The 14,744-nt window shown below is 42.6% G+C and carries 16 protein-coding genes; 3 read left to right on the top strand and 13 right to left on the bottom strand.

The window, feature by feature from the left end:
• Positions 1-296: 296 nt before the first annotated feature.
• Both IDJ75_RS13550 and glmM read right to left on the bottom strand, forming a co-directional pair.
• Positions 297-1,433 (bottom strand): cysteine desulfurase family protein, encoded by a 1,137-nt coding sequence (locus IDJ75_RS13550; RefSeq protein WP_191176177.1) that lies wholly within the window; start codon positions 1,431-1,433, stop codon positions 297-299.
• Positions 1,434-1,511: 78 nt separating this feature from the next.
• Positions 1,512-2,903, bottom strand: a complete 1,392-nt coding sequence (gene glmM, locus IDJ75_RS13545; RefSeq protein ID WP_191176176.1) for a phosphoglucosamine mutase — start codon at positions 2,901-2,903, stop codon at positions 1,512-1,514.
• Positions 2,904-3,037: 134 nt separating this feature from the next.
• On the opposite strand from glmM, the gene IDJ75_RS13540 reads away from it, so the two are divergent.
• Complete coding sequence (locus tag IDJ75_RS13540; protein WP_191176175.1) at positions 3,038-3,607, top strand: phosphatase PAP2 family protein; 570 nt, start codon at positions 3,038-3,040, stop codon at positions 3,605-3,607.
• Positions 3,608-3,893: 286 nt separating this feature from the next.
• Here IDJ75_RS13540 and IDJ75_RS13535 read toward each other — a convergent pair whose 3' ends face one another.
• The 9 genes from IDJ75_RS13535 to IDJ75_RS13495 form a co-directional block, all read right to left on the bottom strand.
• Positions 3,894-4,343 carry a MarR family winged helix-turn-helix transcriptional regulator gene (locus IDJ75_RS13535; RefSeq protein ID WP_191176174.1) on the bottom strand — a complete coding sequence of 150 codons (450 nt, stop codon included), beginning with the start codon at positions 4,341-4,343 and terminating at the stop codon, positions 3,894-3,896.
• A 25-nt stretch (positions 4,344-4,368) separates the two neighbouring features.
• Positions 4,369-4,530 carry a DUF5522 domain-containing protein gene (locus tag IDJ75_RS13530; RefSeq protein WP_191176173.1) on the bottom strand — a complete coding sequence of 54 codons (162 nt, stop codon included), beginning with the start codon at positions 4,528-4,530 and terminating at the stop codon, positions 4,369-4,371.
• A complete protein-coding gene (locus tag IDJ75_RS13525) occupies positions 4,530-5,468 on the bottom strand; it encodes an MBL fold metallo-hydrolase (protein WP_191176172.1) in 939 nt (312 codons plus the stop codon). Before IDJ75_RS13525 ends, IDJ75_RS13530 begins: the two co-directional genes overlap by 1 nt.
• Entirely contained in the window at positions 5,465-6,064 is a 600-nt protein-coding gene (gene coaE, locus IDJ75_RS13520; RefSeq protein WP_191176171.1) for a dephospho-CoA kinase, read from the bottom strand. The genes IDJ75_RS13525 and coaE overlap by 4 nt, the downstream gene beginning before the upstream one ends.
• Complete coding sequence (locus IDJ75_RS13515; protein WP_191176170.1) at positions 6,064-7,011, bottom strand: YbbR-like domain-containing protein; 948 nt, start codon at positions 7,009-7,011, stop codon at positions 6,064-6,066. The genes coaE and IDJ75_RS13515 overlap by 1 nt, the downstream gene beginning before the upstream one ends.
• Before the next feature lie 115 nt (positions 7,012-7,126).
• Positions 7,127-7,447 carry a preprotein translocase subunit YajC gene (gene yajC, locus IDJ75_RS13510; protein WP_191176169.1) on the bottom strand — a complete coding sequence of 107 codons (321 nt, stop codon included), beginning with the start codon at positions 7,445-7,447 and terminating at the stop codon, positions 7,127-7,129.
• An 11-nt stretch (positions 7,448-7,458) separates the two neighbouring features.
• Positions 7,459-7,902, bottom strand: coding sequence for a DUF1573 domain-containing protein (locus IDJ75_RS13505; protein WP_191176168.1), 444 nt, complete (start codon positions 7,900-7,902; stop codon positions 7,459-7,461).
• A gap of 7 nt (positions 7,903-7,909) precedes the next feature.
• The gene (gene nusB / locus IDJ75_RS13500; RefSeq protein WP_191176167.1) at positions 7,910-8,860 is read right to left on the bottom strand and encodes a transcription antitermination factor NusB; all 951 of its coding nucleotides are present in this window, start codon (positions 8,858-8,860) and stop codon (positions 7,910-7,912) included.
• A gap of 47 nt (positions 8,861-8,907) precedes the next feature.
• Positions 8,908-9,993 (bottom strand): Glu/Leu/Phe/Val family dehydrogenase, encoded by a 1,086-nt coding sequence (locus IDJ75_RS13495; protein ID WP_191176166.1) that lies wholly within the window; start codon positions 9,991-9,993, stop codon positions 8,908-8,910.
• A 358-nt stretch (positions 9,994-10,351) separates the two neighbouring features.
• On the opposite strand from IDJ75_RS13495, the gene IDJ75_RS13490 reads away from it, so the two are divergent.
• On the top strand, positions 10,352-12,139 hold the full coding sequence (locus IDJ75_RS13490) for an ABC transporter ATP-binding protein (protein ID WP_191176165.1): 1,788 nt from the start codon (positions 10,352-10,354) through the stop codon (positions 12,137-12,139).
• Positions 12,140-12,266: 127 nt separating this feature from the next.
• Entirely contained in the window at positions 12,267-12,584 is a 318-nt protein-coding gene (locus IDJ75_RS13485; RefSeq protein ID WP_191176164.1) for a DUF3276 family protein, read from the top strand.
• Positions 12,585-12,663: 79 nt separating this feature from the next.
• On the opposite strand, the gene IDJ75_RS13480 is transcribed toward IDJ75_RS13485, so the two are convergent.
• Together IDJ75_RS13480 and mgtE are read right to left on the bottom strand one after the other, a co-directional pair.
• Positions 12,664-12,915 (bottom strand): DUF5362 family protein, encoded by a 252-nt coding sequence (locus IDJ75_RS13480; protein ID WP_191176163.1) that lies wholly within the window; start codon positions 12,913-12,915, stop codon positions 12,664-12,666.
• Between the two features lie 294 nt (positions 12,916-13,209).
• On the bottom strand, positions 13,210-14,637 hold the full coding sequence (gene mgtE / locus IDJ75_RS13475; RefSeq protein ID WP_191176162.1) for a magnesium transporter: 1,428 nt from the start codon (positions 14,635-14,637) through the stop codon (positions 13,210-13,212).
• Between the last annotated feature and the right edge of the window lie 107 nt (positions 14,638-14,744).

The raw sequence follows: 14,744 nt of genomic DNA, 5'->3' as shown, positions 1-14,744 counted from the left end.
AATGCTTATAGAAATAGCTATTGAAGTGCTATAAAATAGAAAGCTACCTCTCAGAGGCACCGTTTCGTAGCCTTAATTGCAAAATCTTTTATGTTCCGTTAGGAGTTATCCATCCTCTGTGAATTAAACAACTACAAAGTGGCAATCTACAACCGATGCTTATTGATGATGTATAATAAAATAAATGCACTTGTTGCGATAGAAAAGCTGCCTCGTAGAGGCTACCGCTTTGTAGATCAAATCGTAAAAGCTTTTATGCTCCGTTAGGAGCTACCCTTCTACTTCTACCCGGCAAATTATGCGCTTACCATACACAATTCGCGCAGTTTGGCTACTGTATAGTCCACTTCTTCTTTGGTGTTGTATTTAGAGAACGAGAACCTTACCGATGGCCTGTTAGGATTAGCACCAATAGCAGTTAACACGTGCGAGCCTATATCTGTACCCGAACTGCACGCACTGCCGCCTGAGGCCGAAATAGCGGCAATATCCAGGTTAAACAACAGCATATCGGCCATTTCCATTTCAGGGAAAGACACATTCAGTACGGTGTATAAACTTTTAGCAGGGTCGGTTTCGCCATTAAATTCCACGCCCGGCACATTTTGCTCCAGTTGCGCCTTCATGTAGCTTTTTAACCCCTGTATATAGGCTTGGTGCTGATCCATATCGGCATACGCCATTTCAAGCGCTTTTGCAAGGCCGACAATACCATAAACATTTTCGGTACCGCCACGCATATTACGCTCCTGCGAACCTCCATATATCATCGGATTTATTTTAACTTTATGGTTGATGTGTAAAAAGCCGATACCTTTTGGGCCATGCAGCTTATGCGCCGCGCAAACCATAAAGCTTAATTTAAGCTTGCTCAGGTCATGCTTATAGTGGCCAACAGTTTGTACCGTATCGCTATGGTACATGGCGTTGTAGGCTTCGCAAAGCTCACCTACGCGCTCAATATCGGTAAGCGTACCTAATTCGTTATTAGCATGCATTAACGATACAAAGCTACGGTCGTTGTTTTTTAGTAAAGTCTCAAGGTGGCCATAATCAACGTTGCCTTTACTGTCAACATCAGCATAACTTAACTTAATTACGCCTGCTTTTTCCATGGCCTGCAGCGTGTGCACAACCGCGTGGTGCTCAAGCCTGGTAGTAATAGCATGCGTTAGTTTATGATCAACAATACCGCAACGGATGGCAGTATTATCGGCCTCGGTGCCACCACTGGTAAAAAATATCTCGGCAGGCGAGGTATGTAATAAACCGGCAATGGTTTTGCGTGAGCGTTCAATCAATGTACGCACTTCGCGCCCATGCGAATGTATAGACGAGGGATTACCAAACTGGCCTTCCATCACTTTATACATTTCCTTTAAAACCTCAGGATCAAGCGCAGTAGTAGCGGCGTTGTCGAAATAAACTCGCATCGTTTCTTTAATAAATTATGGTCAGTAAAAATAACATGCTAAACCAGCGGAATTCCCCAATCCCGAAGACTTTGCATGTTACTCGTTTAAATTAAGTATTTCTTTTATATCTGTAATTATCTTATTAGCCAGGTTATCTGCAATGGTTTCTGAATCACCTTCAGAATAGATGCGGATGATAGGCTCGGTGTTTGATCTGCGCAGGTGTACCCACTGTTTATCAAACTCAATTTTTAAACCATCAATGGTAGAGTGCGGCTGTTTCTGGTATTTTTCTTCAACCTTTAACAACAGCGCGTCTATATCCATCTCCGGCGTAAGCGTAATTTTGTTTTTAGATATAAAGTAGCTTGGGTATGATGCCCTTAAAACAGAAACCGGTTTGCCATAATTAGCTAAATGGGTTAAAAATAAGGCTATACCTGCCAAAGCATCACGGCCATAATGCAGCTCGGGATAAATAACCCCGCCGTTGCCTTCACCGCCAATAACGGCGTTAACTTCTTTCATTTTGTTAACCACATTCACCTCGCCTACCGCTGCTGCATGGTATTCGCCACCAGCACTTTCGGTAACATCGCGCAAGGCGCGGGTTGATGACAGGTTTGATACTGTATTACCTTTTGTGTTTTTCAACACATAATCGGCAACGGTAACCAATGTATATTCTTCGCCAAACATGCTGCCATCCTCGCAAACAAAGCAAAGGCGGTCAACATCAGGGTCAACAGCTATACCCAGGTCGGCTTTGGTCTTTAAAACCTCTTGCGACAGCGCTACCAGGTTCTCCGGCAATGGCTCAGGGTTATGTGGAAAATGCCCATCAGGCTCACAATAAAGCTCGTGGATAACCTCTACACCAAGTGCCTTTAACAAAGCCGGTACAAATATACCACCGGTTGAATTAACACAATCGATAGCTATTTTAAAGTTGGCTTTTTTTATAGCTTCTACGTTAACCAAAGGCAGGGCCAATATTTTATCGATGTGTTTTTGCAGGTAGCTGTCGTCATTGATAACTTTACCCAGGTCGTTTACATCAGCGTAGGTAAAATCGCTGTTCTCTGCAATTTCTAAAACTTCTTTACCATCGGCATCGTTAATAAATTCGCCTTTTTCGTTCAGCAATTTTAAAGCGTTCCATTGTTTTGGGTTATGGCTTGCGGTAAGGATGATACCCCCTGCAGCCTTTTCATCAGGCACAGCAACTTCAACGGTTGGGGTGGTTGAAAGGCCCAGATCTACCACATCAATACCTAAACCTTGCAGGGTACCTATAACCAAATTGTTTACCATACTGCCTGACAGGCGGGCATCGCGCCCCAAAACTATCTTTTTGATGCCGGTGCGTTTTACCGCCCAACTACCGTATGCAGATGTAAATTTAACAATATCCAATGGGGTTAGTCCGTCGCCGGCTGCACCACCTATGGTACCCCTGATGCCCGAAATTGATTTTATGAGTGTCAAAACGTATAGATGTTAAGCCGCAAAAATAAGAATATTTAAGCGATAGCATTGTAAAATTCACGTACTTTTAAGCGTTAATTTATTAGCTATATTTACCCGCTGTTGAGAACACTAAGTATTACACTATAAAGCCAATGCCCGATTCGCTGCTAAATTTTGACCGGCATTTATTTTACTTTATCAATCACGACCTTTCGAACCCGTTTTTTGATTGGCTGATGCCCCTGATGCGTAACCCAAAATTCTGGATCCCGCTTTATCTGTTCATCATCGTTTTTTGCATCTGGCGATATAAAAAACAGGGGGCTATCCTCATCGTTTTTTTGGCAATGGCTGTTGGCTTTGCCGATTATACCAGTGCCAGCATCATAAAACCGCAGGTAAACCGCCTGCGCCCCTGCCGGGACCCGGTTACGGCGCAAACCGATATAGCCCGTGTTGGCTGTGGTACGGGTTATAGTTTTCCATCTACCCACGCTACCGACCATTTTGCCATAGCCCTGTTTTTAAGCTGGATATTTTTTAAAAGATGGAAGTGGGTGTTGCCCGCAACCATACTTTGGGCTGCTGTTGTTTGTTTTGCACAGGTTTATGTAGGTGTGCATTACCCACTGGATGTTACCGGCGGGGCTGTTTATGGGAGTTTGGTGGGAATCTTGTTTGGCCTTGGATTCAGGAAGATTGTGCCTGGGTTTAGGGCGTAGGTTATTAGTTTAACTCACCCCGCGACACTTCGTGCGCGACCCTCTCTGTTGCGCAAAGAGGGTGAGAATATACCTAAACTTCCTAATCCCTCCTTCTGCTTGCGGAGAGAGGGTGGCCAAGCGAAGCAACGACCGGGTGAGTTAAATGCGACACAGAAAAGCTCATTAACCCCTCCCTAACCCTCCCAAGGGAGGGAATAATATTGCACAAAAAAGGTGCTTACTTTCGTAAACACCCTATATATTTTCTGTCTTGATTCCTGACTCTAACAGTCTTGATTCTTCCTTACCCCCTCATCTTATCCAGCAGATCGCTTAGTTGCGCTGCTTCTTCTTCGGTAAGGTTTTGTTTGAACAGGTCCTTTGTTTTGAAGCAGGCATCCATTTTTTTAAGGATCTCTAATCCCTCATCGCTAATGCGGATATCAACAGCGCGGCGGTCGCGCGAGTTGGTGCAGCGCGATACCAGGCCCTTTTGTACCAGCCGATCAACAATTCGTGATGCATCCGACATCTTGTCGATCATCCTATCCTTTAACAAATTTACAGTAGCGGGTTTGGGGTATTGGCCGCGTAGAATGCGCAGGATATTAAACTGTTGTTGGGTAAGCTTATAACGCTCAAATTCCGGGCGCATATAGTTGTTCATCCAACCGTACGTATAATTCAGATTAATTACCGCCTTATGGTAAATATCTTCAAAATTCGTGCTTTTTATGTCTTCCTCTATTCCCATGATCTAATTATCCTGCAAATATAACCTATTTATTTTTTGTTTGTTCAGTGTCTTTCTCGCGCCCATAGCTCCAGGGGCAGTGCAAACATTTGTTTTTACAGCAATAACCACGGTTTAAGTGGTATTCTTTGGTGAAAACAAAATTACCATCCTCGTTTATATAGTAGTCAACGTTCTCCTGCAACATCAGCTCAGCAATTTCACAAAAATATCATTATTAAAGTGATTTTTTAAATGCGTGCCATTCCCATGCAGCGTCCATACCTGCTGTGGCTGGGTTTGTTCAATGGTTTTGATGATGTCGCCCCAATCGGCGTGGTCTGATATAAACAAGGTATCCTGCGCGTTTACCTGCAGGTTTTTCCAGCCCGAGGCAAATAAACGCTTAACCCCTGTTGCCCGCAAATAACTATCAAACGTAAAAGGCGGCACAATGTATACATATTCCAATTGCTCTTTCATCAGCTTACGGCCATACATCTGGTGTGCGCCCAGTTCAAATCCCATTTTGTGATAAATGGCATTGATAGGCATAATACGGTGATGCACCAATATCTTTTTCTGCGGCGCATAATCGTTTATCATCCTGATCAATCGCTGGCTTTTACCAAGGCTATACGCCCCCAGCAGGATGTTTATTTTTATATCATTCAGTTTTTTAATTTCCTCAACCGGGTCGGGGTGTGCGGTGGTTGGGTCGGCAAAGGTACTTTCCGTGATCAGCACATCGGCCTTTACAAACTCCATAGGTTCGCAGGTAGCATCCGGCTGTAGTTTATAGTCGCCCGTGTATAGATACTTTACCCCTTTATATACCATTAAAACCTGGGCTGACCCGGGCATATGCCCTGCCGGGATAAAAGTTATCTGTACATCACCAATATTAAACGGCAAATTATACGCTACTGCATAGCTCACTTTTGAAGCACTTTTGCCATAACGCAGCTGCATAAAAGCGTAGGTAGCTTCGGTAGTATAAACGTTAATATTGCCACTTACGGCATGGTCGGCATGGGCGTGTGATATTACGGCGTTAGTTACCGGCTGTTGCGGGTCCAGGTAAAAATCGGCATAACGGCAGTACAGGCCATTGGCATTAAAGGCAATAAAATCGTCAATTATCATTTAGTTTGGGCAAGCGACAGGTACAACTCATGCAGTTTTAACACCTGGGGTATTACAAGTTGTGTATCGTCATTAATAATTACATCATCGGCCATGGCCAGCTTCTCCTCTTCAGAGAACTGCCGGTCGTTGCGGCTTTTCACTTCATCGGCAGTTATGCCATCGCGCGTGGCAACACGCTTTATCCTGATGTTTAAAGGGGCCGTAACCATTATAGTCCTGTCGCACTTTTTGTAGGAACCGCTTTCAAATAGTATAGCGGCCTCTTTTAATACATAAGGGGCTTTTTTTTGGTGGAGCACCCAATTATCAAAGGCACGGAAAACAGCCGGATGCACCAACGAATTTAATTTAGCAAGCTGCTCCTTATCATTAAAAACTATGCCTGCAACATGCTTGCGGTTAAGGGTGCCGTCATCAAAATAGGCCTCGTTGCCAAACGCTTGTTTTATACCCGCAATCAATTCAGTATCCGTTACCATCACATCTTTGGCTGCGTCGTCGGCATAAAAAACCGGGATGCCTAATACTTCAAATATTTTGCAAACGGTTGTTTTACCACTGCCTATATTACCGGTGATGCCTACTTTAAACATTACTTTTTTATAATAAAATCAATATTCTGCGGTATTATTTTAACCACTTTGCTGTACGATGGCAAGCGCGTTACTTTAACCGGCAAAACGCTGTAGCCATTATGCCGCCATAGGTCAAGATCGGCAACAGCTTCAAAATCATCCTCGTTAAGGTCGGGGTAATTGCCTAACGATGTGGTAAACGTAACCTTCACTTTTTGCGGAAAAACCTTTATGTTATAGTAATTACGATTATTGATCAGTTTTACAGGCACTTCTATGGTTTTTTCGGTGTACTCATCAATAGGGATGGTAACCATCACACTTTTTGGCAGCACACTTAAGTTGCCTTCTTTTACCCCCTGCACATTAACCCGCGAATTAAAATCCTCGTTGGCGCCATTCATAATAATGGAGTCTGTTCGCCAGGATGTTATTCTGGCGAGCACTTCTGCCGGGCCGCTTATGGTAACATAGCGTGGCTTTATGGTTACTTTATCTGATTGTGCAAACTGTTTTTGGTACTTTATAGCGGTAACCAATTCTATAGGCACCCTTTTTACCGTACGGCTGCTAAAATCAAAAAACAGGGTATCGGGCGTTACAGTGATTATCTCGTGCTCTACGTCCTTTTTAGCGTTTATTTGCTTTAGCTGGTTGCTTATTACCACATAATTTTTTGTTTCGAGCGTATGCAGATCAACGTTAATTATCTTTTTATCCTCATTAAACTTAGAGAAAAGCATTTGCCAGCCTGTACCCTGTACTATGGCATTCACGGTATCTGATTGCAGGGGATGAAACGCCCGTTTCTGCGGCGCGTTCCTGAAGCTTACAACTTGTTTAATGGTAAACTTATATGGTTTGGATAGGGTAGTGAACAGCCAGGCAAAAACGGCAAAAACCAGGCAGGTAACAAAGGCTGATAACCGCCGGCGCTCAATTGCTGATAATTTGATTATTGCCATGTTTTTTGCTTAAAGCACAAAGCGAAAAGCTGAAAGCCGAATAGATGTTCGTCTTAAGCTTTTCGCTTTATAATATTTGAGTTTTGCTTTTGGCTTTCGGCCTTAAGCTTTCAGCTTATTTGCTTGCTACCGGTGTATTTAATGCTTTTGAAGCATCTAACGATACTGCCGATTTATCAAAACGGATACGGCCACCGCCTTCAGTCTCAATTAAGAAAGTAGTATCGGCAACTTCGTAAATTTTACCGTGTATACCGGCTGTAGTTACCACTTTATCACCTTTTTTTAGCTCGTCAACGTATTTCTTTTGGTCTTTTTGTTTTTTCATTTGCGGGCGGATCATGAAAAAGTAAAACACTACCGCAATTAAACCAAACATTATTAATTGCTGGTAACCTAAGCCACCGCCGGCCTGTAATAAAACTGTTGCTATCATTTGTATTTAAATTATTTAGTAGTAGGTGTAGTTACTTCGCCAATTAAGTGCACCATTGATTGTGCAGGTACGGTGTTGGCTGTAACTGTTATTTGTTTATCCTGCAGGCCCATTTTGGTGGCGCTGTTAAAAGTTACTTTTATTTCGCCGTCGGCACCGGGCTGTATGGGTGTTTTTGGCCATTCGGGTTTTGTACAACCGCAGGTTGCAACCGCATCTTTAATTATTAGCGGCGACTTCCCCGTATTGGTAAATTTAAAGGCATAAGTTACTTTATCGCCTTCTTTTATCTTGCCAAAATCGTGGGTTTCTTTTTCAAACTTCATCACAGGCGCATTGGTTGCACTTACGTTACCCGCATCAGCAACCGCAGCGGTTGTTGTGCTTTGGGTTGATTGGTTGCAGGCTGTAAAAAGCAAACCGGCAACAAGTGTACATAAAATCAGCTTTTTCATTTTTTGGTTATTCTATTAATCCCCTGCCTATTTTTTTAACCTTATTTTGGGCTTTTAACTCAAATAAAATCTTGTCTAATATACCGTTTATAAACGAATTACTTTTAGGCGTGCTAAATTCCTTCGAGATTTCCAGGTACTCGTTAATGGTAACTTTAACCGGGATGGATGTAAAATTAAGAAATTCTACAATAGCCATCTTCATCAGCAGTGTATCCATCATGGCTATACGATCGGGCTCCCAGTTTTGAGTTTTTTGCGCTATCAATTCCTGGTACTCTGCATCATGGCGTATGCTTTGCTCAAACAGGTTCACTACAAATTCTCTGTCCTCAACCCAGTTACCGCTAATTTCTGCCAGCTGGTTTTTCTGCGGCTCGTCATCGTATGAGAAGTTTTTGAAGGTTTTGGCAATCAAAGCCTGCAGCACCTCGCGATCTGTTGGCCAGTAAATAAATTTATCTTCAAAAACCTGCTCTGCTAACGACGATTTAAGGATCACCTTTTTAAAGATGAATTTAATAATGTCTTTATCGCTTTGTATGTTATCATCTGTTTTTGCCAGGTATTCGGCATACTCTGATGAGTTTTTAAGTGTGGTAAATAACGATTTGGCCAGTTCAGGATCAAACGACCACTCAACCTTGTATTTTCTTACAGCAAGTAAGTATTCCTTATTCTCTTGCAGAGAAGTATAGAACCTGTTGGTCAGGATCTTTTGGTTAACGTTTTTATCTTCGTCAGTAGGGCGGTGTTTATTGGCCCTTTCTTCCGCATCTCTCGATGTATATTCAATAACTTCGCTTACCAGCGACAGCATCCATATATACATTTCAAAAACCTGATCAATGCTATGCAGCAGGTGTTTTTCGTGCGCTTTAATATCTTTAGTATCTGACTGGTGGTAAGCGTACAACGATTGTAACACTTTTACCCTAAGGTGCCTTCTGTTTAACATTTGTAAGAACGATTTTATGCCCCTATCCTATCGGGGTAATGTAAATTTTAATAGGTTGATTTTACTTTTTTAATATCAGCAATACGTTTTTCGGCAATTTTGTTTGCAGCCTCGGTAGTAGAAATATTCTCCAGCTTAGAAAGCTTTAAAACATTACGCGTGGCATCATAAATATTTTCGGTAAGCTGCAGGGTGCGTTTCTTGCTAAAACCCATTAGTTCTGAATAGCAGTTGATGATACCACCTGCGTTAATTACGTAATCGGGCGCAAAAAGGATACCTTTTTCAAGCAGCATTTCGCCGTGCTCCTGCTCATTTTGCAATTGGTTGTTAGCAGATCCGGCTATGATACCGCATTTCAACTTTTTAATGGTTTGGGTATTGATTGTTGCCCCAAGCGCACAAGGCGAATAAATATCGGCATCAATATCAAATATCGAATTATTGGATACTGCCTCGGCACCGTATTTTTTTGATACCTGGCGGGTACGCTCGTCGTTAATATCGCTAATGTAAACTTTGGCGTTCTCATCGCGCAGCAGCTTTACAAGGTTTTCGCCCACGTGGCCTATGCCTTGTACAATTACCGAGCGGCCGGTTATGGTATCGTTACCATAGAGTTCTTTTACAGCTGCTTTAATACCCATAAACACACCTTTCGCCGCAATTGGCGATGGGTCGCCGCTGCCCCCCAAACTTTCGGGGATGCCGGTTACATGCTGGGTTTCCATACGGATGTACTCCATATCGCGCGGATTGGTGCCAACATCTTCAGAAGTAATGAACTCGCCGTTAAGGTTTTTTACAAAGCGGCCAAACTTGCGCATCATCGCTTCGGTTTTATCCTTGCGCGAGTCGCCAATGATCACCGAATAGCCGCCACCCATGTTAAGCCCGGCAATGGCACATTTATAGGTCATGCTTTTTGAAAGGCGCAATACATCGTATAAAGCATCAGCTTCTGATTTGTAGCTCCACATGCGGGTGCTGCCAAAAGCAGGCCCAAGCGTGGTATCATGTATAGCTATTATCCCTCTTAAACCGGTATCCGGATCGTTGCAGAACACAACCTTTTTATGCCCGAAAGCATTAAGCTGGTCAAATATACTATCGGTTGGTTTTTGATCGGACATGTTAGAACGCGGCAAATCTTATTTTTTTAGCACTGCAAAAGTATAGGTTTTTTTATTAGTGACAAAGTTTAGTTAGCCATGAAACAATAATGAACAAAAGATGAAAGATTGGTGACGGAGTGTTTTTAATAAGTGAAGAAATGACAAAAGATATTTTTTGGGTGTTGCCTGCGGCCCGGCTATACGCTCATACGCTCGCAGGCCTTATGTGCGAGGCCGGTATCCGCTCCTATCCCTAACACAGAAAATGCATGTTGGGAGACGCGAACTATAGTTATAACCGGGTAAGTTAAATAGTAAAGTGACAATTTACCGACTTGAATTATAGGTTTCATTACCTTACTTTTGAAACTTCACCATGAAAGACCTCGCATACCTCAATAAATTCTTTATTAAATACCGCTGGCGCCTGGTGCCGGGTGTGCTGTTTGTAATTATATCAAACATTTTTGGGGTGCTGCCTGCGCAGGTTATCCGCGTGGCTTTTGATCTGGTTACTGATAATATTGGTGTATACCAGCTATTTTCGGGTTTTAACAGGCAGCAGATTATTTATGATATCTTCGGCTCGAGCCTGCTGCTTTTTGGTGTTTTAGTATTGGTGCTGGCCCTGCTAAGGGGTTTGTTCCTGTTTTTTATGCGCCAAACCATTATCCTGATGTCGCGGCATATTGAGTACGATCTGAAGAACGAGATCTACGCCCATTACCAGTTGCTGTCGCTTGCTTTTTATCGCCGCCACAATACCGGCGATTTGATGAACCGCGTTACCGAGGATGTAAGCCGTGTGCGTATGTACCTGGGGCCGGGTATTATGTACACTATTAACACTATTGTATTATTTGTGCTTGTTATATACGCCATGCTAACGGTAAATGTACGGCTGGCCGTGTTTTCGGTATTACCGCTGCCTATACTGGCCGTTATTATATTTTATGTAAATACGGTGATTGAGTTTCGCAGCGAGCAGATCCAGAAACGTTTATCAGCTTTATCCAGCTTTGTGCAGGAGAATTTCTCGGGCATCCGCGTAATCAAATCGTACGTACGCGAAAACTTTGTACGTAAAAAGTTTGCCGTTGAAAGTGAAGATTATAAAGCGCAAAGCATGGCCATGGCCAAAGTACAGGCCCTGTTTTTCCCATCAATGCTATTGCTGATTGGCCTAAGTAACGTGATCACTATTTATATAGGCGGCGTAGAAGTTATGAAGGGCAATATTACCGCCGGTAACATAGCCGAGTTTATTGTTTACTTAAACATGCTGGCATTCCCGGTTATTTCACTGGGTTGGGTAACCTCGTTGATACAGCGCGCCGCGGCTTCGCAAAAGCGCATCAACGAGTTTTTACACCAGCAGCCCGAGATCATATCGCCAGTTACAGCACCGCACAATGTAAATGGTAAAATAGAATTCAGGAATGTAACCTTTAATTATCCCGATACGGGCATTACGGCGCTTAAAAAAGTCTCTTTTAAGGTGAATCCGGGCGAAATGGTGGCGGTTATAGGTCGTACAGGGTCGGGAAAATCAACCATCGCCAATTTAATTATGCGGATGTATGACACCACCGGCGGCGAAATATTGGTGGACGATAAACCACTCACCAGCCTTAACCTTGATAATTACCGTTCGCAAATAGGCTTTGTACCGCAGGAGGTTTTCCTTTTCTCTGATAAAATATCGCACAATATTGCCTTTAGTGCTGATGTGCTTGATATGCAACGTGTTGAACAGGCCGCTAAAGATGCCGCCGTTTATAATAACATTATTGAGCTGGAGCAAGGCTTTGACACCTTGATAGGTGAACGCGGTGTAACACTATCCGGCGGGCAAAAGCAGCGTGTAAGCATTGCACGGGCCATAGTTAAGCAACCACAGGTATTGATATTTGACGATTGCCTTTCGGCGGTTGATACCCGCACAGAGGAAGAGATATTGAGCAACCTGGGCCGAATTATGCAGGGTAAAACCAGCATTATTATATCGCACCGTATATCTACCATTAAAAATGCCGATAATATTTTGGTACTTGATAATGGCCATATCATAGAACAGGGTACCCACGCCCGTTTAATGGAGCTTAAAGGCCCGTATTTTGAGTTATACGAAAAACAACTGCTCGAAGAAGAGGAACAAGCCTAAAACGCAACCCTTTATCCCCATTAGGCGTAAAAGTTTCAATAAAGCTTTAATTATAATGCAATTAAATACTTGCAATTGAATTTTTATATATATTTAGGCCACCAAAACTATTACAATAAAAAAATTTATGGGAGATTTTGACAACAGAGAGCGCGAAGAGGTTTACTCGAAGAAGGTGAGGGCCGGGAAGAGGACTTATTTTTTTGATGTAAAAGCAACCAGGTCTAATGACTATTATGTAACTATTACAGAAAGCAAAAAACGTTTAGAGGACGGGGTTTTTATAAAACATAAGATATTTTTATACAAAGAGGACTTTGAGAAATTTGCTGAGGGGTTAAAAGACACTGTAGATTACATTAAAGATCACCAGGAAGTAGTAGAAAAACGCTACGAATTCAGCGAAAACTCGGAGGTGAAGGCCGATGAGGATTTCTCGTTTTAAAAGAAGATACAAACAACCCTAAATTATATAATAATACCCGCTCAAAAGGCGGGTATTATTATTTTACAGGATTACGTTTTTACATTCGTGAAGCACCCAGGATTCCCCCGGCTATTGTAATTACAAATATGAGCACGTAGAATAATATGATAATGATGGTAATAATACCCCATAGTTTAAAAAACAATTTTAGCTTACTAAATGCCAGCGTAGTTTCTTCTTCACTATTTAAATACATGCCTTTTTTTATGCGGCTACCAAACTGGTACAGGTAAAGCGAATAAAAGAAAAATAACAGGGCTATTAAAAGATATACTATCGTTAAAATCATCCCCATACCGGCAGGTAATTACATAAGCGGATTTGCAGTTGCAAGGTAAGTAAGGAGCGTACCTACCGATAAAGCGCCTATGGCTATCAGGCCGGTAAATATAAAGCCTACTATACCTAAAAATATAGCCCATTTACCGGCTTGCTGTAAAAAGCCCTTCGCTTGCTGTGTTAAATTCAGTTGTGACCCGCCAATTGGTTATACGTAGTTGTCTTCTATTTCCATTGTGTTAATAAGGTTTATTATTTTTCTTTTAAAGATATAAACTAAACATTAAAACAAAACAGCAGCATATTAATGTACAGCTTTTGCCGGCAAATGATTTATTACCGTGGAGTGTAAAGGTGCCGCAGGGTGCAAAATATCGTGCATAATGATGGATGCTATACTAAAATAGATAATAAGGCCGGTAACATCAACCAGGGTAGCCACAAACGGGGCTGATGAGGTAGCAGGGTCGGCACCAAGCTTTTTCAACAAAAGCGGCAGCATTGAACCTGATAAAGATCCCCATAAAACCACCCCTATCAGCGAGAAACCAACCGTAAATGCTATCAGCAGCCAATGCGGGCCGTAAACGGTGCTGAACTCGCTCCAGATGGTGATACGCAAAAAGCCAATTATGCCCAAAATAACACCCAGCATTAACCCTGAAAGTAACTCGCGGCGCATAACCCGCCACCAGTCGGCAACTGTTACTTCGCCAAGTGCCATGGCCTGTATAATAAGCGTAGACGCCTGTGAGCCGCTATTGCCCCCGCTTGATATGATTAATGGCAGAAAAAATGCCAACGCAACCACAATGCCTATTTCGTCGCCAAAGTAACCCATGGCCGTAGCGGTAAGCATTTCGCCCAAAAACAATACAATTAACCAGCCCACCCTCTTTTTCACCAGCCGGAACAGGTTAATATCCAGGTATGGTTCGTCCAGTGCCTCAGTACCACCAATTTTTTGAATATCCTCGGTATACTCTTCGTTTGCTATCCAAAGTATATCATCTACTGTTACAATACCTAGCAGTATATTTTCGGCATCCACAACGGGCAGGGCCGTGCGGTTGTTCATCCTGAACACGTTGATGGCTTCTTCCTGCGGGTCGTTGGCATCAAGGGATATTAAACGGCCGTCCATCAGGGTGCTTATTTTTGTTTCCGGGTCAACCAATAGTATCTCACGTATCCGGATATCATCAAGCAAAATACCGTTCTCTCCTATCACGTAAATAACATCGATAGTTTCAGAATTTTTGCCGTAACGGCGAATATGCGATAGTACCCGGTTTACATCCCAGCTTTTTTTAACGGCAATATAATCGGGGGTCATTAAACGGCCAACGCTATCTTCTTTATAGCCTAAAAGAGATAGCGCCTCTTTCCTGTCGGATGGGGAAAGGTGTAATATCAGGGTTTTTACCGCATCGCCATGTAATTCGCTGAAAAGCGCGGTACGGTCATCCGGCGGCAACTCGTTTATGATCTCGCCTACTTTTTGCCCAGAAAGTTTTTTTATGATACGCTCCTGGGTTGGAAAATCAAGTATGCGAAATACGTTTACCGCCCGGTTTATTGACAGTATCTCGATAAACTTTGCCCCATGCTCAGGTAATTCATCTATAAGTTCCTCTACATCAGAAATGTTGAGATTATTCAGGTATTCCTTCAGCTGTGTAGTATCTTCCTGCTTCAGTAATAATTCTATTTGCTCAACCACCTCTTCCATAAAAGCCTGTTTTTACATGTTTGTACCTTATTTTGTTGCTTACAGTAACGCTGGCAAAAGTCGTTTATTTTTTCAAATTACAAGGCAGTTTTTTCTGTTATCTTTGC

The sequence above is a fragment of the Mucilaginibacter rigui genome (assembly GCF_014773275.1).
Taxonomy (GTDB): domain Bacteria; phylum Bacteroidota; class Bacteroidia; order Sphingobacteriales; family Sphingobacteriaceae; genus Mucilaginibacter; species Mucilaginibacter rigui_A.
This window is presented reverse-complemented; position numbering and strand designations above follow the sequence as displayed.

What these genes read in the sequence shown, in the direction of transcription:
- IDJ75_RS13550 (WP_191176177.1), bottom strand. Translation starts at nt 1,433, where the DNA reads ATGCGAGTTTATTTCGACAACGCCGCTACTACTGCGCTTGATCCTGAG.
- IDJ75_RS13540 (WP_191176175.1), top strand. Translation starts at nt 3,038, where the DNA reads ATGCCCGATTCGCTGCTAAATTTTGACCGGCATTTATTTTACTTTATC.
- IDJ75_RS13535 (WP_191176174.1), bottom strand. Translation starts at nt 4,343, where the DNA reads ATGGGAATAGAGGAAGACATAAAAAGCACGAATTTTGAAGATATTTAC.
- IDJ75_RS13530 (WP_191176173.1), bottom strand. Translation starts at nt 4,530, where the DNA reads ATGTTGCAGGAGAACGTTGACTACTATATAAACGAGGATGGTAATTTT.
- IDJ75_RS13525 (WP_191176172.1), bottom strand. Translation starts at nt 5,468, where the DNA reads ATGATAATTGACGATTTTATTGCCTTTAATGCCAATGGCCTGTACTGC.
- coaE (WP_191176171.1), bottom strand. Translation starts at nt 6,064, where the DNA reads ATGTTTAAAGTAGGCATCACCGGTAATATAGGCAGTGGTAAAACAACC.
- IDJ75_RS13515 (WP_191176170.1), bottom strand. Translation starts at nt 7,011, where the DNA reads ATGGCAATAATCAAATTATCAGCAATTGAGCGCCGGCGGTTATCAGCC.
- yajC (WP_191176169.1), bottom strand. Translation starts at nt 7,447, where the DNA reads ATGATAGCAACAGTTTTATTACAGGCCGGCGGTGGCTTAGGTTACCAG.
- IDJ75_RS13505 (WP_191176168.1), bottom strand. Translation starts at nt 7,902, where the DNA reads ATGAAAAAGCTGATTTTATGTACACTTGTTGCCGGTTTGCTTTTTACA.
- nusB (WP_191176167.1), bottom strand. Translation starts at nt 8,860, where the DNA reads ATGTTAAACAGAAGGCACCTTAGGGTAAAAGTGTTACAATCGTTGTAC.
- IDJ75_RS13495 (WP_191176166.1), bottom strand. Translation starts at nt 9,993, where the DNA reads ATGTCCGATCAAAAACCAACCGATAGTATATTTGACCAGCTTAATGCT.
- IDJ75_RS13490 (WP_191176165.1), top strand. Translation starts at nt 10,352, where the DNA reads ATGAAAGACCTCGCATACCTCAATAAATTCTTTATTAAATACCGCTGG.
- IDJ75_RS13485 (WP_191176164.1), top strand. Translation starts at nt 12,267, where the DNA reads ATGGGAGATTTTGACAACAGAGAGCGCGAAGAGGTTTACTCGAAGAAG.
- IDJ75_RS13480 (WP_191176163.1), bottom strand. Translation starts at nt 12,915, where the DNA reads ATGATTTTAACGATAGTATATCTTTTAATAGCCCTGTTATTTTTCTTT.
- mgtE (WP_191176162.1), bottom strand. Translation starts at nt 14,637, where the DNA reads ATGGAAGAGGTGGTTGAGCAAATAGAATTATTACTGAAGCAGGAAGAT.